Origin of the sequence: Massilia hydrophila (genome assembly GCF_020208145.1) — a bacterium.
Taxonomy (GTDB): domain Bacteria; phylum Pseudomonadota; class Gammaproteobacteria; order Burkholderiales; family Burkholderiaceae_D; genus Telluria; species Telluria hydrophila.
Window position 1 is genome coordinate 109057 of the sequence record NZ_JAHYBX010000003.1, and the last position, 24540, is coordinate 133596.

At 73.8% G+C, this 24540-nt stretch carries 19 protein-coding genes; 10 read left to right on the plus strand and 9 right to left on the minus strand.

Going from position 1 to position 24540, the window contains the following annotated elements:
- Positions 1-95: 95 nt before the first annotated feature.
- The 4 genes from LE190_RS10075 to LE190_RS10090 are packed head-to-tail and all read left to right on the plus strand — an operon-like array spanning position 96 to position 5411.
- The gene (locus LE190_RS10075) at positions 96-1061 is read left to right on the plus strand and encodes a protein kinase domain-containing protein (RefSeq protein ID WP_225238571.1); all 966 of its coding nucleotides are present in this window, start codon (positions 96-98) and stop codon (positions 1059-1061) included.
- Positions 1058-3406: an FtsW/RodA/SpoVE family cell cycle protein gene (locus LE190_RS10080; protein WP_225238572.1), complete on the plus strand. Its 2349-nt coding sequence runs from the start codon at positions 1058-1060 to the stop codon at positions 3404-3406. The genes LE190_RS10075 and LE190_RS10080 overlap by 4 nt, the downstream gene beginning before the upstream one ends.
- On the plus strand, positions 3367-4941 hold the full coding sequence (locus LE190_RS10085) for a hypothetical protein (RefSeq protein ID WP_225238573.1): 1575 nt from the start codon (positions 3367-3369) through the stop codon (positions 4939-4941). Before LE190_RS10080 ends, LE190_RS10085 begins: the two co-directional genes overlap by 40 nt.
- An 8-nt stretch (positions 4942-4949) precedes the next feature.
- Entirely contained in the window at positions 4950-5411 is a 462-nt protein-coding gene (locus LE190_RS10090; protein WP_225238574.1) for an SH3 domain-containing protein, read from the plus strand.
- On the opposite strand, the gene LE190_RS10095 is transcribed toward LE190_RS10090, so the two are convergent.
- Entirely contained in the window at positions 5397-5864 is a 468-nt protein-coding gene (locus LE190_RS10095; RefSeq protein WP_225238575.1) for a GNAT family N-acetyltransferase, read from the minus strand. The genes LE190_RS10090 and LE190_RS10095 overlap by 15 nt on opposite strands.
- Positions 5865-6024: 160 nt before the next feature.
- On the opposite strand from LE190_RS10095, the gene LE190_RS10100 reads away from it, so the two are divergent.
- The 4 genes from LE190_RS10100 to LE190_RS10115 all read left to right on the plus strand — a co-directional run bounded on the left by LE190_RS10100 (position 6025) and on the right by LE190_RS10115 (position 10922).
- On the plus strand, positions 6025-7020 hold the full coding sequence (locus LE190_RS10100) for a PP2C family protein-serine/threonine phosphatase (protein ID WP_225238576.1): 996 nt from the start codon (positions 6025-6027) through the stop codon (positions 7018-7020).
- Positions 7021-7119: 99 nt separating this feature from the next.
- Positions 7120-8679 (plus strand): FHA domain-containing protein, encoded by a 1560-nt coding sequence (locus LE190_RS10105; protein WP_225238577.1) that lies wholly within the window; start codon positions 7120-7122, stop codon positions 8677-8679.
- 381 nt (positions 8680-9060) lie between these two features.
- On the plus strand, positions 9061-10290 hold the full coding sequence (locus LE190_RS10110; RefSeq protein WP_225238578.1) for an MFS transporter: 1230 nt from the start codon (positions 9061-9063) through the stop codon (positions 10288-10290).
- A complete protein-coding gene (locus LE190_RS10115; protein WP_224944640.1) occupies positions 10287-10922 on the plus strand; it encodes a helix-turn-helix transcriptional regulator in 636 nt (211 codons plus the stop codon). The genes LE190_RS10110 and LE190_RS10115 overlap by 4 nt, the downstream gene beginning before the upstream one ends.
- Positions 10923-10935: 13 nt before the next feature.
- Here LE190_RS10115 and LE190_RS10120 read toward each other — a convergent pair whose 3' ends face one another.
- The 8 genes from LE190_RS10120 to LE190_RS10155 all read right to left on the minus strand — a co-directional run bounded on the left by LE190_RS10120 (position 10936) and on the right by LE190_RS10155 (position 23285).
- Positions 10936-11829 (minus strand): pirin family protein, encoded by an 894-nt coding sequence (locus tag LE190_RS10120; RefSeq protein ID WP_225238579.1) that lies wholly within the window; start codon positions 11827-11829, stop codon positions 10936-10938.
- 21 nt (positions 11830-11850) lie between these two features.
- The gene (locus tag LE190_RS10125; protein ID WP_225238580.1) at positions 11851-14073 is read right to left on the minus strand and encodes a bifunctional serine/threonine-protein kinase/formylglycine-generating enzyme family protein; all 2223 of its coding nucleotides are present in this window, start codon (positions 14071-14073) and stop codon (positions 11851-11853) included.
- 19 nt (positions 14074-14092) lie between these two features.
- A complete protein-coding gene (locus tag LE190_RS10130; protein WP_225238581.1) occupies positions 14093-16090 on the minus strand; it encodes a coiled-coil domain-containing protein in 1998 nt (665 codons plus the stop codon).
- A 76-nt stretch (positions 16091-16166) separates the two neighbouring features.
- Positions 16167-17174 (minus strand): hypothetical protein, encoded by a 1008-nt coding sequence (locus LE190_RS10135; protein ID WP_225238582.1) that lies wholly within the window; start codon positions 17172-17174, stop codon positions 16167-16169.
- Positions 17171-18247, minus strand: a complete 1077-nt coding sequence (locus LE190_RS10140) for a hypothetical protein (RefSeq protein ID WP_225238583.1) — start codon at positions 18245-18247, stop codon at positions 17171-17173. The genes LE190_RS10135 and LE190_RS10140 overlap by 4 nt, the downstream gene beginning before the upstream one ends.
- A gap of 2 nt (positions 18248-18249) precedes the next feature.
- A complete protein-coding gene (locus tag LE190_RS10145; protein WP_225238584.1) occupies positions 18250-18810 on the minus strand; it encodes a hypothetical protein in 561 nt (186 codons plus the stop codon).
- Positions 18807-20102, minus strand: coding sequence for a hypothetical protein (locus tag LE190_RS10150; protein ID WP_225238585.1), 1296 nt, complete (start codon positions 20100-20102; stop codon positions 18807-18809). Before LE190_RS10150 ends, LE190_RS10145 begins: the two co-directional genes overlap by 4 nt.
- A 90-nt stretch (positions 20103-20192) precedes the next feature.
- On the minus strand, positions 20193-23285 hold the full coding sequence (locus LE190_RS10155) for a penicillin-binding transpeptidase domain-containing protein (RefSeq protein WP_225238586.1): 3093 nt from the start codon (positions 23283-23285) through the stop codon (positions 20193-20195).
- Positions 23286-23520: 235 nt separating this feature from the next.
- On the opposite strand from LE190_RS10155, the gene LE190_RS10160 reads away from it, so the two are divergent.
- Both LE190_RS10160 and LE190_RS10165 read left to right on the plus strand, forming a co-directional pair.
- Positions 23521-23736, plus strand: coding sequence for a hypothetical protein (locus LE190_RS10160; RefSeq protein WP_224944618.1), 216 nt, complete (start codon positions 23521-23523; stop codon positions 23734-23736).
- 200 nt (positions 23737-23936) lie between these two features.
- On the plus strand, positions 23937-24518 hold the full coding sequence (locus tag LE190_RS10165) for a YXWGXW repeat-containing protein (protein WP_225238587.1): 582 nt from the start codon (positions 23937-23939) through the stop codon (positions 24516-24518).
- Positions 24519-24540 lie beyond the last annotated feature (22 nt).

Sequence of the window (24540 nt, forward strand, 5' to 3'; positions counted from 1 at the left end):
GGCTTTTTTTCGTCCCTGCTCAGTTCACCGACGTTTCTGCCGCCCTCCGCTTGGCATCGACGTAGGCGCCACGCGCCGTCTGGGGAGAAGCAGGCATGGTCCAGCAAGGTACGATCGTTTCGTTGGCACGCGGCCAATACCGGCTGCGTGCGCCGCTCGGCGGTTCCGCCTATGGCACGGTGTGGCGCGCCGATGGGCCGCTCGCGGGCGGCGCGGTCGCGATCAAGCTGGTCAATACCACCCAGATGGCGCGCGCGCCGGCCGGGCTGCGCCATCACTGGACCGACAGCGCGCGCGCCGAGCAGGCATTCCTGGCCCGGCTGGCGCCCTGGGATGGGCGCCATATCGTGCGCCTGCTCGACAGCGGCAGCCATGCCGGCATGCCGGCCATGGCGCTGGAGCTGCTCGACGGCGACCTCGGGGCCCACCTGGCCACGGAACGCGCCGCCGGCCGCGCGCCATCCGCGCTGCAGGCGCTGGAGTGGACAGGCCAGGTCAACCAGGCCTTGGCCAAGATCCATGCGGCCGGCTTGCGCTACCTCGACCTGAAGCCCGGCAACCTGCTGATCGAGCGCCGTAGCGGGACGCTCAGGCTGGCCGACTTCGGTAGCAGCCGTCCACTGCGCGATGGCGCGCCCCACGCCTTTGGCGGCACCCCCGGCTGGCAGGCGCCGGAGCAGTTCTTCCCGCACGCCGACGGCCTGTACCGCACCGATCCGCGCAGCGACTATTTCGCGCTCGGCGCCCTGCTGTACTGGATGGCGTGCGGACGCAAGCTGCGCTACGGCAGCGCCTGCGCCGAGGCCTATGCCAGCCATGGCCGCGCCGGCGCCGGCATCCTGCTGCGCACCGATGGCGCTCCGCCGCCCACGCTGGACACCGACGAGGAGGCGGCGTTTGGGCAAGCCTTCGGCGCGGCCGGCGCGCGGGCCGAGTCCCTGCTGCGCACCCTGCTCGCTCCGCTGCCTGCAGGCCGCCCACGCCATGCGCTGGAGATCAGCCGCATGCTGGACGCGCTGCGTGCCGGCTGTGACGGGCCGATGTTGCGGAGGGCTGCATGAAGCCGCGCCTGGCCGCTGCCGCGCTGGCGCTGTCGGTGCTGTGCGCCCTCCAGCTGCTGGCGCTGCTCCTGGTGCCGGCGCGCTACCTGCCGGCCGAGATCACGCTGCGGCTGGCGCCGGGAGAATCCATCGCGCTCGGCAGCGCCGAACTGGCGGCGCCGCGTGCATCCGCGCGCCAGCTCGCCATCCGGCGCGATGGCGCCGGCCACTGGTGGCTGCGCCAGCTCGATCCGCTCCAGCCCGTGGTGCTGGTGCGCGGCGGAGAAGGGCAGCGCGCCGCCAGCACGGCACTCGCCGCCGGACAGCGGCTGCAGCTGGGCGCCAGCCTGCTGGCGGTGACCGCGACAGGCCCCGGCAAGGTGCTGCTGCATGATGGACAGCATGCCTGGGCCTATGACGGCGCCATCCTGCGCCGCGACGGCGCCGTCCTGGACGCCTGTCCCGATGCCGGTAGCGGCGCGCGCCTGACCGGCGCCTGGAACCGCATCGTCCCCGGCGCCCTGGCGCTGCGCCGCCCGCTGCTGCTGGGCGGACACCTGGTATGCGGCAACCGGCTGGCGGCGCCGGGCGTGGAGCGCGGCGAGGCGCTGCTGGAACGCGGTCCGTCCGGCGCCATCATGCTCATGGTGCGCGGGCTGCAGCCGGTGCTGGTGCAGGAAGGCACCCGGTGGGAAGACGCGGTCCGGCGCGAACACCCGCTGGCCGGCGTGGAGGCGATCGCGATTGGCCGCACCCGCTTCGCCGTGGCGCAGGACGATGGCGTGCTGCGGCTGCGTCCCGCGCGCCAGGTGGCGCTGTATCCGGAACCGAAGGCCACGCTGCCGGCCGGCGTGCACTGGACCTGGACCGGACACGCGCCATGGGGCTTCCCGCCGCCGTCGCCAGGCGCCTGCGCGGCCGGCCTGGTCGTCTTTCTGCTGGTCGCCGGCGCCGGCCTGCGCCTTGGTATCCCGGTGCGCGGCGCCGCCGCCAGCGCGCGCTTGCTGTTCGGCGCCGCGCTGCCGGCCGCCGCCACCGTGTTGCTCGCCATGCAGCGTGGCGGCCTGCCCCCCGGACCCGGCTGGCCGCTGCTGCTGGCCTGGGCCGCGCTCTGGCATGCGCTGCTATGGCCGCGCCGGGTCAGCCTGCTCGGCCTCGCTGCCGTGCTGCTGCTGGGCGCCGGCCTGCTGCTGCAGCTGGAACTCGGACTGGGTGCGCGCGACACCTCCTGGCTGCGTCACGTGACCACCACCGCCATCCTGCTGGGCCTTGGCCTGCCGGGCTGCCTGCTGCTGTGCGGCGAAGTAGCACGCGGCACGCTGGCACGGGCGCGCGCGGAATGGCTGCTGGTGGCGCTGGCGCTGGCCGCGCTGGCCGGGCTGCTGCTGCAGGTCGCCCTCGGCGACGAAACCGGGGTGTTCGAGGTGCAGCCGGTGGAATTCGCCAAGCTGGCCCTGGCCGCGCTCGGCGCGCACTGCTTGGCGCTGGCCGGTGGCGGCGCGCAGGGGGCGGTGGCTGCGCCGCGCGGCTGGCGCGACTGGCTGCGCCTGCTGGCCCCGGTCCTGTTGTTCGTGCTGCTGCTGGCAGTGGCCCTGGTGCAGGTGGATGACTACTCGCCGCTGGTCCTGCTGCTGGCATGGGCCGGCGCCAGCCTGCTGGCCTGGTGCCTGGCCCGCGGCCAGCACCGGCAGGCGGCCCTGGCCGGCGGCCTGTGCGCGGCGCTGCTGCTGGGGGCGGGCGCGCTGCAATCGGCCGGACCGAGCCTGGGCGCGGCCGGCTTCTATACGGAGCGCTTCCAGGTCTGGGCCGACCCCGCTGCCCATCCGCACACCGGCCAGCAGATGCTGCTGGGCGCGCGCGCTGTACGCGCCGGCGGCTGGTTCGGCAGCGAAGGCTGGCTGGGCGCGGGCGCGCTGGGCGGTCCGGCCGGCGAGGCGCTCGCCATCCCGGCGGTACAGGACGACTTCGCCCCTTCCTTCCTGATCCACCGGCACGGCCTGGCCGCGGCGCTGCTGTTGTGGTGCCTGCAGGCGGCGCTACTGGCGGCCCTGCTGCATGCGGCGGCCACCGCCTGGCGCGCCGGCGCCGCGGCCGGCGACTTCCGGCGCGCCTGGCTCGGGCGCTTCCAGTGCTTCCTGCTGTGCGGCGGCGCGGCCTTCCTGGGCGGGCACTTCCTGCTGTCCTGGGGCACCAACCTGGCGCTGCTCCCGATCATGGGCCAGCCCATGAGCTTCCTGTCGAGCGGCGGCTCGCACCTGCTGTTTTTCATCTGCCCCCTGCTAGCGTTCGGCATGGCGAGCATCCAATCTTTCGAGGAGAATCCATCATGCCGGTCTATGTGCAACACGAAGTCCTGGCCAAGGTAGGCGATGTCTTCAACGCCGAGGCGCTGTGGCAGGCGCCCGGCCTGGCACTGTTCGCGCGCCGCCCGCTGCTGCGCGACCTGCTCGAGCGCGCGCCGCGCGAGCAGCGCGGGCGCGCCGCCACCCGCTGCTTCTCGCACGTCACCCTGATGCTGCCGCAGGACGAAGTGGACGACGACCGCCACCTGACCCGCGGCGCCCGCGTGCGCGACCTGGCCCAGTCCCTGGCCGCGCTGCACCAGAAGGATTTCGCCGACCTGCTCGGCGGCGACGAGGTGCGCTACCACGTGGTCGGCACGGAGGCGGTGGCGCCGGGCGAGGTCAAGGTCAAGTTCGGCCACGCCGTGTACCTGCCCGCGCCCGCGGAGCAGCTGCTGTACACGGTCAGCGCCTCGCGCGACAGCGCGGTCTGGCAGCCGGTGTGCGCGGTCTATCCGAACCAGCGCCTCACCCTGGTCGGGCAGGACGAGGCCCACGCCACCTTCGCGGTGCCGGGCTGGCCCTTCGGGCTGGACAGCGGCATCCTGCTGGTCAACGACGGCCCGGACGCCGCAATCGAAGTGCAGGTACGTCCAAAGGACAGCCTCGAATGCCGCTTCGACACCGCCAAGGGGTATTACGTGATCCGCGCCAAGCAGCCGGGCGGCCAGCGCCTGCTGCTGCGGGTCAGCCGCGCCGATGGCGCGCCCCTGCAGGCGACTGGGCCTGCGCCCGCCATCGGGCCCGCCGCGGGATCGGCGCCACTGCGCGCGCCCGCCGTCTGGAAGCCGCGCGACGCCGTGCTCGAATCCAGCGGCGCCGACCTGACCGCGATGCCGCTGGCCGCCGGGCAGCCGCACGCCGCGCCCGGGCCCGGCCCGGAAAGCGACGCCACCTACGCTCCGGTGGCGCGCCACCGCATCACCCTGGCCGCGCTGGCGCTGCCGCGCCTGAGCCGCTACCGCGACACGGGCGCGCAGTCGCTCGAGGTCGGCCTGGACACCGCCCTGGCGCCGGCCGCGCCCGGCCAGGACAGCGTGCTGCGTTTCGCCGTCGACGACGCCGACCAGCTGCACGCGGTCAGCGCCGCCGGCCGCCAGCGGGTGCAGGCGCCGGCGCGCTTCGATCCGCTCGACGGGGCCAGCGTGCAGTTGCATGCCGCGCCGCCGCCGATGGCGGAGCGCTATGCGGCCCTGCTGGCGCTGCCGCAAGGCCCGGTGCAGACCGCGCTGGCCGGCACCCGCCAGGTCTTCGGACGCGGCGCCCCGGCGCTGGCCGGCCTGCGCGTACTGGACGCCCCGCACTGCCTGCGCCAGGCCGACGGCAGTGCCGCCCCCAGCGCCGACCGGCTCGGCCTGTCGCGCAGCGCCTTCGCCTGGGAGGCCACGCCGGAAGGCCTGCGCGTGGTGCGCCTGTCGGACAGCCAGGCCCTGTACCACCTCGACCCCGCACTGCGGCTGGTGGAGCAGATTCAGGAGGCGGGCGAGGACCGGCCCTACCTGATCCCGCCCGGACACCATCTCGTGGCCGGCCACTACGTGCTGCGCTACGACGCCTGAGGCCCGCCATGCCTTCCGCGACGGGTATCGCCGCCCATGCCGCCGGGCTGCTGCTGACCCTGTGCCTGGCGGCCTGGCTCACTCCGCGCGCCTGGTGGCGCCGGCCGAACCTGCGCGCGCTGGCGGTACTGGCCGGCGGCACGGCGCTGCTGGGAGGTCTGCTGGGCATGATATGGGGACCGGAACGCGCCGGACCGGCGCGCGCACCGGTGCTCGCCAGCCCGGTCAGCACCATGGCGCCGGTGGCGGGCGCGCGCTACCACGTGCGCGAACACCTGAACCTGCGCGCCGGCACCGGCGTCGGCGCGCGTCGGCTGGCCGTGGTGCCGGCCGGGACCCGGGTGGTCACCACCGGGCGGCGCCAGGGCGACTGGTGGCAGCTCAGCGTCGAGCTTGGCGGACAGCGCCTGGAAGGCTGGGCCAGCAGCCTGTGGCTGCGGCGCGCCGACGAGCAGCTAGCCCGCTTCTGACGCCGAGAGGCGCATCGGATTGAAGTACAGGCCCTTGGCGCACTGGGTCGGGCCGACCCGCACGAAACCGAAGGACTCGTACACCGGCACCGCGAAGTTCGACGAGTTCACCGTGAAGCTGCCATCGCCGCCGCCGGCGAGCGCGGCCGCGCGCGCCGTTTCCCACAGGGCGCGCGCCACCCCGCGCCGGTGCCAGCGCTCACCGACGAACAGGTGGAACAGGTGGCTGCAGTCGCGTACCGCGACGAAACCGGCCAGCTCGCCGTCGATCACGGCCACATGGTAGACATGCCCGCGCGCCAGGAAGCCGCGCACGCCCATCTCGCCGTTCTCGGCAAGAAAGGTGGCCGCGCCCTCCGGCGGCGATTCGTGCACGATGTATTCGCGTGCCAGCGCGTGCAGCAGGGTGGCCACCGCCGGGATGTCGCTGGCCACCAGGGAACGGATCAGCATGTCGGTACAGGATTGAACAGGAAAGCGCACCTTAGCATACAAAATAATTTCTGTGCGGCAATTTTTTCGCGCGGGACGGTTCCGCACGCCCAGCGGATGGATCGTCCTTGCCGGGCTGTCCAGGGTGTACAGTAGCAACATTGCCACAACCAGTTTTCCCATGCCGACCGCTCCACCCGCTATCCAGGCCGAGTTCGACTTCGGCGCCATGTATGACGTGGCGGCCGCCAGCCTGCGTGGCAGCGGCCCGGTCCAGCGTCCCGAGAACCAGGATAACTTCCTCGTTGTCGATGGCCAGGGCCACGCCTGCCACCTGCTCGACCAGCTGCCCCGGCACTGCCGGCTGCCCGGCTGGCCGGCCGGCCACGGCCGCGTGGCGGTCCTGGACGGGATGGGCGGGCACGGCCACGGACGCGAAGCGGCGGAAGCGCTTGTCACTAGCCTGCTCACGCTGCCGCCCTGCCACGGCGTGGCCGATCTGGGACGCCGGCTGGACGTCCTGCACGCCGAGTTGCAGCGCCACTTCGCCCACGATCCGGGAGCCCGTCCAGGCACGACGCTGACCCTGGTCGAGTTGCCGCCCGGCGCCCCGCCCCTGCTCTACCATGTGGGCGACTCGCGGCTGTACGAGATCGGTCCCGAACATGCGCACTCGCTGACGGTCGACCATGTGCCGGCCACGGCCGAGGCCATGGCCGGCCGCATCGACGAGCGCGGCTGGTGGCGCCAGGTGCATGGCCGCCATGCGCCACAGATCGCCCAGGCATTCATCCTCGGCAATGCCTTCGGCGAGCCGGGCCGGCTGTCCGATCCGCTGCTCGCACTGACCCCGCTGAACCTGCCGTCCTGGTTGTGCCACCTGCCGGACCGGCGCGTACTGCGCCTGCGCCAGGGCGCCGTCTACCTGCTGGCCACCGACGGTTTCTGGTCCTGTGCCGCGCCGGACCGGTTCGTGTCGGGCTGGCCGGCACTGCTGCAGGGCGCCACCGACGCCCGGGGCATGCTGGCGCGCCTGTTCGGCAGCCTGGAACAAGCCCCGCCACCGGGCCTGCATCCCGACAATCTCACCGCCCTCGTACTGCGTCCGCTGGCGCCGGCCGGCCTGGAAGCGGATGAGACGGCGCTGCCGGACGGTGCCCGTTCTGAACATTCCTGATAGAAAATAATGTTGCCAATCAATTCGGAGCGCGCCACTGGGACCGAAAACAGCGTAAGCTTGCGCTGTCGACGAATTCCGCACCTGTCCGCCTGACCGATGAACCGCTGCCGCAATCCCGCGCATCCGCACTGCACCGTCTGGGTCATGCCAGGCGCGGACTGCTGCGCGCACGGACATGCCCAGCCGCAAGCCGCGCCGCCCGCGACCGGCGAAGCCCCGGCCGCGCGGGGCCTGCCGTCGGGCTTCGAGGCGATCAGCGCGCTGCGCGCCGCACGCGGCGCCACCACCCTGCCGGGCGCGCAAGCGCTATCGGGGCGTCCGCAGCTGCACATCAGCGGCTTCGACCCGCGCGCCGCCGGCGGACGCCAGGCGATCCGGCTCGACCTGCGCGGCATGCCGGCCGACTGCGCGGCCGAACTGCGCATGCTGGTGCGCTCCGGCCTGCGCCTGGGCGCCGAGCAGCATGCCTTCCAGCGCACCTCGCGCGGCGACTGGCGCCCCGTATTCCTGGAATTTTCCTCGCGCGGCCTGGAGCACGGCCAGTACCGCATCGACATCGAACTGCACAGCCGCCAGCCGGGACATCCCGGCTCGGCGCGCACCTGGAGCTGCTCGCCGGTGATCCTGGTACCGCGTCCCGACGCCAGCCTGGGCGAGATCCACCAGACCTTCCTCGCCACCCACAAGAACGTGCGCGTAACGGCCGACGACGCCGGCATCGCGCGGGTCCAGGCGCCGGGCGGCGGACGTCTCGACATCGAGGTGCATGCCAGCAATGCCTCGATCGCCCAGCTCGACCTGCGCGACCCGCGCGAACAGGGCGGCCGGCTCGACCTCGCCTTTTCCAGCATAGCCTGGGACGAGGACCTGATCGAGATCGACGTGCCGCTGGCAGCGGCGCCCCATCCCTGCCCGGCGGACCGCGCCTGCCTGGTGCACGTGGAGCCGGATTCGGCGGCCCAGCGCCACCTGCGCCTGTTCGCCCTCGACGAGTGCGTGCTCGGCCGCTTCGAGGACATCGAGCCAGACGCCGACCTGCTGCTGGCCCACCATGGCGAGCACGGCCTGGAGACGGGCGGGCTGACGCGCCGCCTGTCGGGCCGCCACGCCCTGATCCGCCAGGGCCGGCACGGCTTCGAGATCGAGGACGTGTCGCGCTATGGCCTGCTGCTGGACGGCGTGTGGCCGGGCAAGCATGCGCCCGTGCCGCTGCGCCTGGGCATGCGCATCGCGCTCACGGCCAGCATCCGTGGCGTGGCCGAGCTCGAGGTTACGGCCTTGTGGGCGCACGGGCTGGTGCTGCACCGCGTGGACGCGGGCGCGCGCGCCGAGGCATTCTGCCTGCTGGCGCCAGAGACCGATCCGGGCAGCGGCGACGCCGCTCAGGCCGGCGTGCAGCCGCGCGCGGCCGCCTTGCCGCCGCTGTTCCACCGCGGCGGCGGCTTCTGGCACCGCGATCCGGCCACCGGCATCGATACCCCGCTGGCCCCCGGCATGGCGCTGGAGCGGCTGCGCGGCCTGGGCGCGGCCCTGCGCTTTGCCGCCCGGCCCTATCCGGAACAGGACCGCGGCCGCGACAGGCGCGCGCTGTCCCATGCGCCGTCCGTCCGGGACCTGCGCAGCCCTGCCCGCTCTCCTTCCTGGCTGGGCGCCTGAGGGAACCGGGGCTCAGCCGCCTGGCGGTCGCAGCACCAGGAAGATCAGCGTGGTTCCGGCCAGCAGCGCCGCCTGCAGCGCGAAGACGATGAACGGAATCCTCAGGTGGTCTGGAATTCTCATGGCGACTCCCTCCCTTGCATGAGCAAGAACACCGGCAGGACCTGGCGACGATCCTTTCGGGGTGTTCCAGTCTACGCCCGCTGCGGACGGCACGCCAGCGCCGCCTCGTTCACGCCGACACGCCCGGCGCCGGCCAGGTTGCGCGCAAGAGGCTCTCTCTTTGGTGGGAGATTCCAGAATAAATAAACTGATCCGTTTACTTATTCTGGAGGCACGCCTACACTCGGGGTTCCTGAGGATTGCCAGCCAAGGAAGTGCATGAAGAACGCCCTGCTCATCGCCAGCGCCTGCCTGCTGGGCCTGCTCTCGACCATCGGGGCTTCGCTCGCCTATCCGCTGCTGCCGCCGCTGTTCGCGGCTGGCGAGGGCGGCCTGGCCGCCTTCCTCGGCCTGCCGCCCAAGCTGCTGTTCGGCGTCGCGCTGATGGCGAATCCGCTCGGCATGCTGCTCGGGAATGCCGTGCTGGGTTCCTGGTCCGACGCGCTCGGGCGCCGCCGCCTGCTGCTCCTGACCACCGCCGGCGCCGCCGCCGGCCACCTCCTGACCGCCTACGCGCTGCTGGTCCAGTCGTATCCGCTGCTGGTGGCGGCACGCTTCGTCACCGGCGTCCTGGAAGGCAATGGCGCGATCCTGCGCGCCCTGCTGGCCGAGCGCCTGGCGGGCGGACTGCGCCAGCATGCGCTGTCCTGGCTGAACGGCGCCTTCAACCTCGGCTGGCTGGCCGGACCGCTGCTGTCCGGGCTCAGCGCCAGCCACAGCATCACCCTGCCTTTCGAGATCGCCGCCGGCGGCCTGCTGCTGGGCGGCCTGCTGGCGGGACTGGTGCTGGATGCGGGTGCGCCGCCGGCCCAGGCGGGGGCTGCGCGCGGATGGCGGTCGCTGCTACGCGAGCGGCATGCCTTCGTGTTGCTGCGCCACCGCCCGCTGCAGACCCTGTTCCTGATCCACCTGGCCTATGCCTGCTGCGTGGCCGGGTTCTACGAATTCTTCCCGCTGTGGCTGGTGGAGAACGGCGGCTACGACGCGCGCGGCATCGCCTTCGTCAACATGGCGATGTGCGCGGTGATGACCTGCACCGCCCTGTTCGCCGGCCGCGCCCATGGCGGCGAGGCGCGCGCGCGCCTGTCGCGGCAGGCGGCCGCGGTGGCGCTGGCGGTGCTGGGCGTGGGACTGGGCTCGCTCTGGACCGGCATCGCCGCCATCATCCTGTTCGGCCTGCCCCATGCCTTCTATAATGCGACCCTGCAGGCCTGGGCCGCCGAACGCTTCGCCGGCCACGGCCAGGGCGCCGTGATGGGACTGCTATCCACCACTTTCTGCCTGGCCCACATCCTGATGGCCCTCGGCGGTGCGCTGCTGGCCCTGGTCGATACCCGGCTGGTGCTGGTGGGCGGCAGCCTGTTGGCGGGCTGGGCCGCGCTGTCGCTGCGGCGCTGGGGCCGCAGCGAGGAGCACTTGCTCGACAAGCACATGAACGAGGCCGCATGAATACCGCTGAACAGATCCTGCTGCTGCTGAAGACCCGCGGCGCCCAGACCGCCCAGGCGCTGGCCGACGTGCTGCACCTGAGTTCGATGGGGGTGCGGCGCCAGCTCGAGGCCGCCGAGGACAAGGGCCTGGTGGCCCACGTCGACCGCCCGGGCAAGGTGGGACGCCCGGTGCGCCTGTGGCAGCTCACCGCCCTCGGGCATGCGCGCTACCCGGACCGCCACGCCGCGCTCACGGTCGAGCTGCTCGGCCAGGTGCAGGCCCTGTTCGGCGAAGCCGCGATCGACCGCCTGATCGACGCCCGCGAAGCGGCCAGCGAAGCGGCCTACCGCGCCGCGGTCGACCCGGCCGCGACGCTGCCGCAGCGCGCCGCCAGCCTGGCACTGCTGCGCGATGCCGAAGGCTACATGGCCGAGGCCGCGCCGCAGGCCGACGGCAGCGTGCTGCTGGTGGAGAACCACTGTCCGATCTGCGCCGCCGCGCGCAGCTGCCAGAACTTCTGCCGCTCCGAGCTGGACGTGTTCCGGCGCGTGCTGGGACCGGACGTGCAGGTCGACCGGGTCGAGCACCAGCTGGCCGGCGCGCGCCGCTGCGCCTACCGCATCGTGCCGCTGGCGCCGGCCGCAGCCTAGGACGCGATCGGCCTCAGTCGCCGCGGCGCCAGGCCGCAGGCCAGGCCGGCAGCGGGATCCGTTCGTGTTCGCCCGGCACCGGCGCGAAGGCGTCCGCTTCCCAGTCGCGCGCGGCCTGCTCGATGCGCTCGCGGCTGGACGAGACGAAGTTCCAGAAGATGTAGCGGCGCCCGTCCAGCGGCGCCCCGCCCACCAGCACGAAGCGCGCGCCGGCGGCCGACGACACCCGCGCCGGCGCACCCGGCGCCAGCAGCGCCATCGTGTTCGGCGGCACCGCTTCGCCATCCACCGCGATCGCGCCGATCGGCGCATAGACCGCGCTTTCCTCGGGCAGGCCATCCAGGTCGAGGAAAGCGCCCGGGGCCAGTTGCACGTCCAGGTACAGGGTGTCGCTGAAGGTGGGCACCGGCGAAGCCCGGCCGAAGGCGCTGCCGACCAGCACCCGCACGGCGGCGCCTTCGAACGCGATCTCGGGAATGGCGTCGGCCGGCGTATGCGAGAACGCGGGCGCGGCCTCCTCGTGCTCACGCGGGAGCGCAGCCCACAGCTGCAGGCCGTGGGTGCGGCGGGTGCGGTCCAGCAGGTCTTCCGGAGTACGCTCCGAATGCACGATGCCGCTGCCGGCCGTCATCCAGTTGACCGCGCCCGGCTCGATGCGCTGGGCGCTGCCCACGCTGTCGCGGTGCATGATGGCGCCCTCGAACAGGTAGGTCACCGTGGCCAGCCCGATGTGCGGGTGGGGCCGCACGTCGTGGCGCGCGCCGGGCTCGGCCTGCACCGGCCCCATGTGGTCGAAGAACAGGAACGGACCGACCGACTGGCGGCTCGCGGCCGGCAGGATGCGCCGGACCGTGAAGCCGCCGCCGAGGTCCTTGTCGTGCGATGGCAGCAGCTGCGCGATGGGCATGGCGAACTCTCCTTAGGGTGGTTACAGCAGCTCGCGCGCGACGCGAAAGCCGACGATGTCGTTCGACAGCACGCTGGAAAAACCGTTGCGCAGGGCCGAACGCAGGTAGCGCGGATTGTACAGCCAGCAGCCGCCGCGCAGGATACGGCGCGCAGGATCGCCGCCGCTGTCCCAGGCGCTGCCGTCCAGCGGCGCGCCCTGGTAGCTCTCGTGCACGACGTCCTGCACCCACTCCCACACGTTGCCGTGCATGTCGTACAGTCCCCAGGGATTGGGCGGGAACATGCCGCTCGGGGTGGTGCCGCGCCGGCTGGGGCCGCGCGGGCCGCCGTTGTAGCTGAAGCCGGCGTCGTAGTTGGCCTGGTGCGGCCCGATGCTGTCGCCGAAGCTGAAGGCGGTGCGGGTACCGGCGCGGCAGGCGTATTCCCACTCGGCCTCGCTCGGCAGGCGGTAGCGCTTGCCGGTGGCGCCGGACAGCCATTCCAGGTAGCGCTGCGCATCGTGCCAGGTAACGCCCACCACCGGGTGCGCGTCGGTCTGGGGAAAGCCGGGCGCGCGCCAGTCGACCTCGCCCGTCGGCTCCCAGCCGGTGGCCTCGGCGAACACGCGCCACTCGCCCACCGTCACCGGATAGCGTCCCAGCGCGAAGGGCCGTTCGATCCCGACCCAGTGCGGCGGGGTCTCTCGCTCCAGCCATTTCTGCTGCGACCCGGCCGCCATCGCGATCTTGCGCTCGTGTTCGTGGGAGCCCATCTGGAAGCGCCCGGTCGGGATCAGAACGAGCGACGGACCGCTGCCTTCGCCGTCCAGCAGTGGATCGCACAGCACGCCGTCGCCGTCGGCCACGGGGCTGGCCGCGCCGGGCAGCAGCTGCGCCAGCTCGGCCGCGCTGCGCGCCGCCTGCAATTCGCGCGTGCGCTTCTGCTCGTCCAGGTAAGCCGCCGCCGCGCGCGCCTGCTCCGCCTTGCGCGCCGCTTCTTCCTGCGCCAGGCGGGCCTTGGCGGCTTCCTCCTCGCGGCGCGCCAGCAATTGCTGGCGCAGGGCTTCCTTGCGCGCCGCGCGCGCCGCTTCCTGGGCGGCGCGCTCGCGGCGCTGCTGTTCGCGGCGCTGGCGTTCCAGCTCGGCGCGGGCGGCGGCGCGCGCCCCTTCCTCGGCCTGGCGCCGCGCTTCCAGCTCGCGGGCACGGCGTTCCTCTTGGGCGCGCGCGGCCGCCGCCTGCGCCGCCAGTTCTTCCGGCGAAGGCCCGCGCGCCGCTTCCAGGCGCGCCAGCAGCGCGCGCACGGTGGGCGGACGCGCCGCCGGGTCCGGCGCGAAACCGCTGCGCAGCACTTCCCACTGGTGCGCCGGCAGCCCGGGCGGGGCCTGCGCCGGCTGGACGGGCAATGCGCCATCCAGCATCTGGCAGGCCATCACGGCCAGCGCATACACGTCGAGCGTGGGCGCCGGCTGCCCCCGGCCGGCTTCGGGGGCGCGGTAGCCGGCGGTGCCGGAGCTGCCCGGGGCGTCGAGCGCCACGCCGCCACCGTGGCCGCTGCCGCGGGCACGCGCCGCGATGCCGAAGTCGAGCAGCTTGACCTCGCCGCGCCGTGTCAGGAACAGGTTGGCCGGCTTGATGTCGCGGTGCACCAGGCCGTGCTTTTCCCAGGCATAGTCGAGCGCCTCGGCGACCGGCGCCAGCAGCGCCAGCACCCGCTCCAGCGGCAGGCGGCCTTCGCGCGCCAGCAGGCTGTCCAGGTCCTCGCCCTCGAGGCACTCCATGATGATGAAGTAGCTGGCCGTGGCCGGATCCTGCGCCCATTCGTAGACGCGCACGATGTGCTCGTGCGCCAGGCGCCGCGCGCGCGTGGCTTCCTGCACCAGCAGCCTGGCCTGCAGGCTGGACGCGGTCAGTTGCGGCGGCAGGATCTTCAGCGCCACCTGGGCGCTGTGGCCCAGCTCGGCCTGGGTGGCCAGGTCGGTGGCCTGCCACACCTGTCCCATGCCGCCGTGGGCGAGCAGGCGTTCGAGCCGGTAGCGCCGGTTCTGCGGTCCCACTTCCTGGCCCGCCATCAGGCCGATCTCGGTACCGGGACGGATCGGTTGTGCGGCGGCGTCCCCGTCCCCCGGCTGCGCGCCGCTGTCCGTGGCGGGACGGTAGGCCGCGTCCAGGATGGCATTCTTGCGCAGGTCGAACTCGGTCCGGCTCAGCAGGCCATCCTCGTGCAGGGCACGCAATTCACGGATCTTGTCGATGGCGGTCTGCATCGCTGGCGGTGCGTGCCCTTCAGTGCGCCAGCGGCGCGCCGCAGGAGGAGCAGAAGCGCTCGCCCGCCGCCGGCGCGCGCACGGCGCAGCCGCAGGCGGCGCGCGCATGGCCGCCCTGCGCGACCGCCAGCAGCGCCACCTGGTGGTGGCGCTCGCGTTCCAGCATGCGCTGCGCTTCGGCCGCACTGCGCGCGGCTTCCTCGCGCACGGCGGCCAGGGCCTCGGCCGGCGCCAGGCTGCCCTCCCGGGACACGCCGGGCAGCGCCGCCAGCTGGTCCGCGTCCATGCCGGCATGCACACGCGTCTTCAGGTAGTCGTTCAGCAGGGCGGCATTCGGCGCGGCCGCCAGCGCCAGCTTGGCACTGTCGTCCAGCGCGCCGAAGCTTTCCATGCGCCGCAATTCGAGCGCATGGCGGCGCTCCTCTCCTTCGAGCTGCAGCTCCTGCCCGGCACGCGCCTGGCGCGCATCGAGCTCGATGGTGCGCTGCAGTTTTTCCTGCTGGGCGAGCGCGCGCTGCGACTCGATCCGCTGGCGCACCTCCTCGTCCTGCCACTCCTGCAGGCGCTCGGCCTCGCGCCGGTGCGCGGTATTGGCCAGCGCCAGCGCCTGGCGCCGCGCCAGGTGTTCTTCCTCGTCGATCTCGCGCGCGCGGCGCGCGGCATCGGCCTCGCTCGCGCGCAGCCGTTCCAGCACGGCCTGGCGCCGCGCGCCGTCCTCGATCAGCGCCGCCTGTTCCAGCTTGTTGCGGATCTGTTGCTGCAACAGCTGCTGCGAAAAGCGCTGGCGCGCGATCGCCAGCGCCTGGCGCGACTCCTGCTGTGCCACCTCGAGTTCGCCGCGCATGCGCACCTGGGCCAGGGCGCGCAGCTGCTGCCAGGCGCGGGCTTCGTCGGCGCGCTGCTCGCCCTTGCGTGCCAGGTCGTGCTCGAGTTCGGCCAGGGCGTCGCCGGCACCGCGTTCCAGCGCCTGCTGGCGCGAGCGGGCGTCGAGGATGCGCGCATACAGTTCGATCTGGCGCGCGCGCACGGCATGGGCGCGGTCGGCGCCCTGCAGCGACAGCTCGGCGCGGGCGATGGCGTCGTCCTGGCGCAGTTCGCGTTCGCGCTGGCGTACCCGTGCCGCCGCTTCGGCGCGGCGCAGGCGCTGCCATTCCTCGGCATCGTACAGCTCGTCCAGGTGCTTCGCGTGCTCGACCTGCACATGGCGCTCGTCGAGCGCCAGCCACAGGCTACCGACGCGGGCCCGGTTGGCGTCGTACTTGTCGTGGCGCAGCTCGACGGTGTCGACCTTGGCCACGGCCAGCCCGTATTCGGCCAGCAGCAGCGCCAGGCCGCCCTGCAGGCGCTGGTCGAACTCGTCGCGCAGGGCGCTGGCCCCGGCCATCTCGCGCATCGAGCGTGCGCCGATGAATTCCTCGGCCAGCTGGCGCAGCGGACGCGCCAGCAGCTCGCGCAGCTCGCGCACGCCGATGGTGCCGGGCTCGGTCATGAAGTGGCGCGCAAAGGCCGGCACGTTCTCGATGCGCAGGCTGACCGTGCAGCGCACGCTGACCGCCAGCTGTTCGCAGGTCAGGACATCGTCGAAACGGAATTCGACCGGCAGCGCGCCGGTGCGGGTGACCAGGATCTCGGCATGCTGGTCGCGCAACAGGTGGTTCAGGCGGGTGAAGAAACCTTCGATCTCGTACTCGCCCTGCGGCACCTCGGTCGCCTTGCCGCCCTGCAGGATGTAGGCGCGCGCCGTGGCCGGCACGCGCAGGGTCTTCACGAACAGGCCGGACAGCGCGCGTACGCCGAAGAACACGGCCAGTTCGTCCGGTCCGGCCACCCAGCGGTTGTCGCGCAGCACCGGCGCCGGGCGCTCCCCGCTGCCTGCGGATACCCTGCCCCGGCCCTGCTCCTGGTCCTGCTCCTGGCCCAGGTCCAGGCCGCAGCCAGCGCAATAGCGCGCCTCGCCGCCATGCTTGCGCGCGCAGCGCGGGCAGCTGGCGCCGCCCTTTCCGAACATCTGCAACATTTCCGACTCCGTTTCCGCTGTCTGCACAGCCCTGCCTGCATATCCCGCCCTGCCGATTCTAGCAAAGCATGACGCTTCAAATGATTCCGATCCGCTCGACGCAGGCCACGCTGGCCCCGCGCGCCCGGATGTCCTCGCGCCAGCCGGGCGCCAGGCCGCCTTCCCACGCGCGCGGCAGCAGGATGCGGTCGCCCGGGGCCGCCTCGCGCAGCAGCAGCGCGCACTTCGGCGCCAGCCCTTCCACCGTCTCGACCCGCCCCGCATGCCAGGACGACGACTGGCCGGTGGCGAGCAGGCGGCCGCGCGCCAGGAATTCGCGCCCGCGCGCCATCCGGTCCGCCATCACCAGCGCCAGTTCGAAGGACGCGCCCTGGAAGCGGCTCTCGCCGAAACGCACCGTGGTGCGCCATTCGCCGCTGCCGCGACCGTCGAAGTGGCGGGCGCCGGCCAGCACGGCGCGTACCCGCGCCTGCAGCGCCGCGTCCACGCCGGGAGCGGCGATGGCGCTGTCCTCGTCTTCCACGCCCGCGGTCCCGGCCGGGCGCACGCTGACCTCGACCCAAGCCAGGGCGTCGCCGGCGCCGCCGCTGTGCAGCGGGAACCAGGCGCGCGCCGACGACACCGCGGCGGCCGGATCCGGATGCCCGTTCAGGGCGCCGAGGTGGGGCAGCCCGTCCGCACCGCCCACCAGCACACCGGGCGGCGGCGCCCCCAGCGCGTGGCCGTCGATGCGTCCCAGGTGCCAGGCGTCCGACCAGCCGTTGGCCACCAGCGGCGCTGGAGAACGCGCCGGCTGCCAGGCGCCGCGCACGATGCGGTCGGCCAGCACGCAGGCCAGCTCCCAGTCGCGGCAGCCCGCGGGAGGAGCGCGGTCCAGGCCCAGCACCACCTGGGTGCGCGCGTCGTAGCGTGCTTCGGTATGGCGCGCCAGGCGCACCACTTCCTGCACGCGCCGGGCCAGCTGCGGCGCGTCCGGCACGTTGCACTTGACCTCGGCCCGGCCGTCGCGCGCGCGGGCGGTGGCCGTCACCGCCAGCAGGCTGCCGTCGGGCGCGATGCTGTGTACCACCACCGGGGCGTTCATGGCGCCTCTCCACCGTCCACCGCGCGGCGCGCGGCGCAGTCGGATGCGAGGTTGGCGACGATACGCTCGGCCTCGCCGAGCAGCACCGGCAGCAGGGCCGCTTCGCCCAGCTCGAGGCGCGCCAGCAGCGCCCAGGCTTCGTCCAGCGACGCGGCCGCGCGCCGGCTGTGGCGCGCGCGGCGCAGCTGGCCGGCACCGTCCAGCGGCTGGCCGGGCGCGGCCAGCTCCAGCGCCGGCATGGTGCCGACCGACAGGCTGACGAGGTCCAGGCGCCGCAGCAGGTCCTGGTGGCGGCGGAAAATGGCGCAGTCGGCCGGCATCACGGCCAGGCGCAGGCCGCACAGCACCGCCGGCAGCTCCAGGAACAGGCGGCGCAGCGCGCGCGCGTCTTCTCGCGCCGGGTCGAAAGCCTCCTGCGCCGGCACGGCCGCCCCGGCCCGCGGGCCGGGCCGCCGCTCCTGCTCCTGCTCCTGCTCCTGCGCCTGCTGCTGCGCCAGCCGGGCCGACAACTGCCCCGCCAGGCTGTGGGTGGCGCCCAGGTCGGCCGGGACGCAGTCGTCGACCATCACCCCGAAGCGGGTGTACAGCAGCTGGTTGAAGCCGCCGCGGAAGGCATTCCACTCGTCGAATCCGGTACACGGCGGCAGCTCCAGCGCGCCCTGGGCCAGGGCGTCCTGCAGGGCCGCCTCCAGCGCCGTGACCATGGCCTCCAGGCCGACCCGCTCACCGGCTTCGCTGGCCAGGAACAGGTCGAAACGCTGCTGCGCCGTGCGCGGGTCGGGCGTGTCGATCGCGAACGCCACCCGCAGCCCGATCTCGGGGGCCGCCGCGAACGGCAGCAGTGCGCAGGCGTAGGGGCCCGGATGCACGCACCAGGCGCGCTCGCCGGGCAGGATGGCGACACGTGCGCCTTCGCTCAGGCGCCGGCTGCGGCCATCGGCGCCGGCCAGCACCGCGAAGCAGCCGGCCGGCACGCTGCAGCCGTCCGGCAGCGGCAGCGCGATCCACGCCGTTCCCAGGCCTGCAAGGTCGGGGGGCGGCTGGCGGAACGGCCTGGTGAACATCTTCAGCATCGCTAGTCTCTCTGGTCGGCCGCGGCCGGCTCCACGCTGAAGCGCGCCCCGCAGCGCTGCAGGTGAACCGCCGGCGCGTCGGCGCAGGGCCAGTCGCCCTCGCACTCGCCGTCGCTGTCGAGCGTCCCCTGCAGCAAAACAGCGCCGGCAGCGTCCACGACCCGCAGCGCTTCCCCTGCGCGCAGCAGCGCCGGCGCCAGCGGCGACTGCGGGTCGAGCTGCAGTACGATGCGCCAGCGCGGGCCGTCCACGAAATGCAGGCGCCAGGCGCCATCGTCGGTCACCAGGGCACCGGGCGCAGCGCCACTGTCGGCGGCGCGCAGCATGCCGGTACTGCCGCGCCAGGCTCCCGCCTGCGCGCGGCGCGCCAGGGCCAGGCTGCGCAAGCGGCGCGCGGTCAGCGGCGAGGCCTGCAAGGCGGCGCGCTCGCCCGCGCTCAGCGGCCGGCTGCCATCGAGCGCCGCCAGCAGCACCGCGTCGTCCAGGCGCAGCCAGTCACCCTCGGCGCGCCGCGTTTCCAGCAGGCGCGCCTGCAGCCTGCGGTCCAGTTCCGTCATGCTCATCGAATCTCCTCCTGTACGCCAGCCGCCGCGCGCAGGCTGGCGATGGCGGCATCGCGCCGTTTGCGCAGGGTCGGCAGCGAAATCCCGTCCAGCAGGGCCAGTTGCGCCATCGTCGGCAGCTCGCCGGTGGCGGGCACCAGCCATTCGCCCGGATAGCTGTCGTCGACAGGCCCGAGCAGCTTCAAGTAGACCGCCAGCCGCACCGGCAGCGAATCGCCTTCCATCACCCGCAGCGCCCAGCTGCCGCGCGCCTGCGCCGCGGCCGCCATCTCCAGGTAGCGGGGGGACAGGCAAAGCTGGCGCGCCAGGGCCTCGTCGAGCGGCGCGGGGGGCGGCTCGGCCGCTTCGGGGCCGGCGTCTTCCTCAAGGAGGCCGGCAGCCAGGTCCAGTTCGTCCTGGCGCGCCTCCAGGATCCGGTCCGGGCCCGGCGTGGCGTGGGCCTGCGATTCGCCCAGCACGCGCCAGTAGTCGTCCAGCCAGGCGCCGGCATCGTGCGCGTCCTGGCGCCAGTCACGGTCGGCGTTGGCCGACAGCGCTTCGTATTCGCCGATCTCGCGCAGCATGGCGCCGATCTTGTCCGGGCTGTCCTTCAGGCTGGCGAAGCGCTTGGAGCGGGTATGCAGGGGCCCGGGCGCGCCGCCGAAGCGTTCCAGGCTGGCGCTCCAGCGCAGGATCCATTCGGGCCGGCAGTCGCCCGCCCCGCGCAGCATGCGCGCCTCGATCGGCTCCGCGTCCACCGCGCGGCCGAGGATGGCGCCGACCTGCTCGCGGTGCTCGCGCCAGGCCGCGAACAGGCGCGCCACCTCGGCCCGGGCCGTATCCAGCATGCGGTAGGCGTAAATCCGGTTCGGGCTGCAGGGGCGGCCGCAGGCGGCCTGGTAGTTGTCGCTGTCGACCTTGTCGCGCAACACCGCGTACAGGTCGTTGAACTTCTTGCGCAGCTGGGCTTCGCCGCCGGGCAGGTCCCAGAAGGCGCCCATGCGCGCGACCTCGCCGGCCACCGCCGCGCACAGCGCGTCCCAGTCGGCGGGGCGTGCCGCCAGCTCGGCCAGCAGGCCCTGGGCCAGCGCCAGCACCGTGTCGCCATAGCTGTTGCCGGGCAGCGCGGCGCGGCCGCCATGGGCCTGCAGCGCCGGCGCCATCGCCTCCACGTAGTCGTCCAGCGACGCCGCGCCGGGCGCCAGCAGCCGGGCCGGGCCGATGCGGGCGAGCGCGGCCAGCGAGCATTGCCCCAGCAACTTGCGGACCTGCTCCCAACCCTGCTCCTGGTACCGGGTTCCCGGCAAACGCATACCTTCCTCATCCTCGATGGCCATCCGCAAGCAGCGGATTGTCAACAGATGATGCCATACAAACACATAACGGAGGCGCCCAGCTGAGCCTCAATTCCCCTTCTGTTCGGGGGAATGGGATGGCATGCTGCGCAGCAGCGCGGCCACCACCGGCGCCGCATGGCCCCCGCCGGTCAGCTGCGAGGCGCTCACGAAGACGGCGAAGGCCAGGCGCCGGTCCTGTCCGGGCAGGCTGCCCGGCTCCAGCCAGCCCATGAACCAGACCGTCGCCTCGCCGTCCTTGCCGGTGGGCGCGGTGCCGGTTTTCCCGAACAGTCCGGCGCGCACCCGATCGAAGGCGGGGCCGCGGAAGGCGGACGCCGCGGTGCCATGCTCGACCACGCCTTTCATCCCGGCCCGGATCCGGTCCAGGCGCACGCCCAGGTCCTCGCCCGCAGGAGCGGCCGCCACGCGTCCGTCCAGTTCCAGCAGCAGGCGCGGCGCCACGGTGCGACCCTGCCCCACCGCCGCCGCCACCAGCGCCATCTGCAGCGGGGTGGCCTGCATGCGCAGGCCGATCGCCATCTGGCGCACTTCGTGGCGGGTCAGGATCGGATCGAGCTGGGCGGGGCTGGCCTGCAGCGCATCCCAGGACGACCAGGGATAGTCGGCCGGCAGCAGGCCGCCATCCAGGCGCAGCGGGCTGCCGAAGCCGAGCCGGCGCGCCATGCCCGCCAACGGGCGCAGGCTGTCGAGCGCACCCGGCTCGAGCTCGCGCACGCCGGGCACCCCGCCCTGCGGACCGCCACCCAGGCTGCGGTCGCCCAGCTCGGCGGTCCAGGCGAACCAGGTGTTGATGCTATGGGTCAGGGCCTGGGCCAGGCCGAGACGGCCGCCGGCGGCGCGCGCGCTCGCCTCCTGCTCGCGGAAATTCGTGATGCGCGCCGCCGCGCCCGACGGATAGCTGGGCGCGCCGGAGGCGAAGCCGTAGCCGGCCGCGCGCGCGCGCGCATCGAGCTCGGCCAGCGGCAGGCCGTCCAGCAGGCGATCGAGCGCGCGGTCGGTGCGCGCGGCCGCCTCCAGCCCGAGGGCGGTGACGACCTTGAAGGTCGAACCGGGAGCGCGCCCGGCCCCGCCGTCGTGCTGGAAGGCGGGCAGGCGCAGCGGGCTGCGGGCCGGTTCGGCGCGGTCGAAATCGCGCAGCTCCGGCCAGCGCGCCGGGTCGGTCGAGGCGCCGCCGGTCCCGGCGCCGGCCGCGGCCAGCAGCTCGCCGCTGGCGGCGTCGAGCAGTACCAGCCCGGCCTGGCGCCCGGCCGGCGCGGCCTGGGCGTCGTGGCAACGCCCCTGCTCCCAGTGTCCCTGGCGCAGGCCGACGCAGTCGAGCACGGCCTGGGCCGCGGCCTGCAGGCCCAGGTCCAGGCTGAGGCGGGCGGCGTGGGCCCGGCCGGGCAAGCGGCCCAGCATGCCGGCCACGCTGGCGCTGTGATCTGGCCGCAGGCCCAGCAGCGGCGCCAGACCCGCCGCCTGCGCCGCGGCGCTCGGCGCCCCGGCCTGCCACAGCGCGGCGCCGTCGCGCGCCTGCAGCCGGACCTCGGCCAGGACCGCGCGCGGCGCCATCCCCGCGTCGGGCAAGGCCTGCCAGGCCAGGCGGCCGTTCTCGGTGCGCAGGTGACGGTAGGCGGCGTCGGCGCCGCCGGTGAGCGCGGCCAGGTCGAGCGGCGCGAGCTCGAGCTCGATGCGGCGCGCCCCCGGCAGTGGCGCCAGCCGCAGCAGCTGGACGGCGTCGCGGTCGCGGCAGGCGCGCCCGTCGCAGGCCGGGCTGGCGCTGGCAACCGCGCCGCGCACGTCCAGCAGGCGTCCGGCCACCAGCAGCTCGACCGGCTGCGCGGGGGGATCGTCCAGGCTCAGCCGCGCGCTGGCCGCCGCGCCCTCCCAGGCACCGATCCGGCGCCAAGGCTCCCAGCCTTGCGGCAGGCGTGCGAACAGGCGCATCGCCGCCACCGGCAGGCCACCGTCCTCGCGCACCGGCGCGGCCCCGGCACTGGCCTGCCAGCGGTCCTGCCCACCCGCACGCACGCGCCAGGCCAGCAGCCGGCGTTCGCTGTTGAACACACGCAGCTGCTCACGCACGAAGGCGCCGTCGGCGCGGTAGTAGAGACGCTCGAGCAGGCGGCGTCCGCCTTCGTCCAGGTGCAGATGCTCCCAGCCCGGTAGCGGCGCGCGGCTGGACGGCGCGGCGGCCTGCCAGGCCGCCAGGTCGCGCGGCGCGATCTCGGCAAGGCCGTCCGTTCCGAGCCGCACCAGGCCGCGTTCCTGCAGCTGCGCGAACAGGCGGGCGTCTTCCAGGCCACGCGGCGCGGCCGCCGGTACCTGATGGCTACCGGGCGCCAGCTGCAGCAGCGGCAAGGCCAGGCCGGGGCCGAAGGCCTGTACCAGCCCGCCGGCCTGCGGATCGGGCAGCACCCGCTGCAGCAGTAGTTCGCCGGCCTGCGGGCAGGCACTGGTGGCGCGGCGCGTGAAGCGCAGCGCGCCGCCCTCCCACACCAGCCAGCCGGCGCGGCCCAGCAGGCCGGTGGCGCGGGAGCCGCGCGGACTCACCCCCGGGCCGGCATCGCCCGCCCAGGCGGCGCTGCCCGCGCCCGCGTCCCAGGCCAGGCGCAGCGCGCCGTCCACCGCACCGGACAATTCCATGCGCGGCATGGCCGAACCGGGCGCCGCCAGCAGGACGGTGCGGACCGGGGCCGCTGCCGATTTTGCCGTGCCGAACGGCTGGCCGATCGGCAGCGGCAGGATGCGCTTCGCCTCCGGATAAGGCAGCTGGGCGCACAGGTCGATCCGCAGCGGCGCCGCGAGGCGCATGCCGGAACCCACCACCAGCGCGGCCGGGCCGTGGCGCTGTACCGTGATGCCCGCTTCCTGCGGTACCCGCAGCGTGACGCCGCCGAGCAGGGGCCGCAGCAGGTCCAGCCGCGCGGCGTCGGCGCCGCCGGCCGTGGTCCCGGGCGGCAGGCCGCGCGCGGCCTGCGCCAGCACCACCGCGCCAAGCAGCGCCGCGGCGCAGCCCAGCAGGGTCCAGGCGGCGGGCGGCGCGGCCAGCCGCAGGCGCGGCGTGCCGGTGATGCCGAGGCGCAGGTTGCGCGCCCGCCGGCGCGCGGTGCGGCCGGCGGCAAGGTAAGCCATCAGGGAGGCGAAGGTGGCACTCATCGGATGCGTAGTGGCTGCATGGGTGGCGGCGTAGTGCGGCCAGGCGGCCGCTTCTCCCGGGCCTAGCCGGGGGCGGGTGAAAGCCCGGCCGCGCAGCACCGGCCCGGCGCGGGTTCGCGCGCCGTTTTCGACAGGTCATGCCGCGATTTTCGCGGCCCGTCGCACGCCGCTCGCGCAGCGCCGGCCACGCGCCTACAGTGCACACATCGACCACCCACCTGCAAGGAGAAACACCATGAACATCATCAAGCACATGGAAGCCGTCTTCGTCGTCGCGATGGGCCTCGCGGTGTCCGGCAGCTACCTGATCGACGCCATCCCCGAAGCCCGCGCCCGCAGCTACAGCGCCGACCCGGCCATGGTGGCGAACGGCGACCGGATCGCCGTCGTCAAGGTCACCGCCAAGCGCCTGTCGGCGGCTGAAAAACAGGCGGCCGAGGTGCGTGGATGAGCATGCAAACGACCGTGGCCGGCTGCCGCGCTGTCGCACCCGGGCGACAGCGCACCGACTGCGGCGGCGCCAAATGTATCCGCCCACTGCGCAGTCCGCAGGCCGATCTGTTTCAGTTGTAAGCATCTGCTTCAGGGCCCCCTTTTCTGCGGCGCCCGGCGATATAGTGGGTCATCCGCTTCCGGATCTGGAGACCCGACATGAAACCGACCCTCACCCTCTCTGCCCTGATCGCCCTTGGCGCCGCCCTCGCGCCCCTGCCCTCGATGGCGCAGACCGACATCCAGCTGTACATCGGCTCGGCCCCGCCCGCGCCCATCTATGAATACGTGCCTGCCGCGCGCCCCGGCTATGTCTGGGCGCCCGGCTACTGGGAGTGGCGCGGCCGCCGCCACGCCTGGGTGCCCGGCTACTGGATCGCCGCCCGTCCCGGCTACGTGTATGCGCCGCCGCGCTGGCACCAGCGCCAGGGAGGCTGGTACATGGAACCGGGACGCTGGGACCGCGACCGCAACGGCATTCCCGACCGCTATGAACAGCGCGGCTATGCGCCGGTGTACGCCGGCGGCGGCTACGGCTACCGTGACGGCTACTACCGCGACGGCCGGCGTGACGACCGTGGCCGTGGCGGCTATCGCGACACCGACCGCGACGGCATTCCGAACCGCTACGACCGCGACCTCGACAACGACGGCATCCGCAACGACCGCGACCGCGACCGTGACGGCGACCGCGTGCCGAACCGCTACGACAGCCGGCCGGACAATCCCTACCGCCGCTGATTGCAGCGGTCCGGAAACGGCG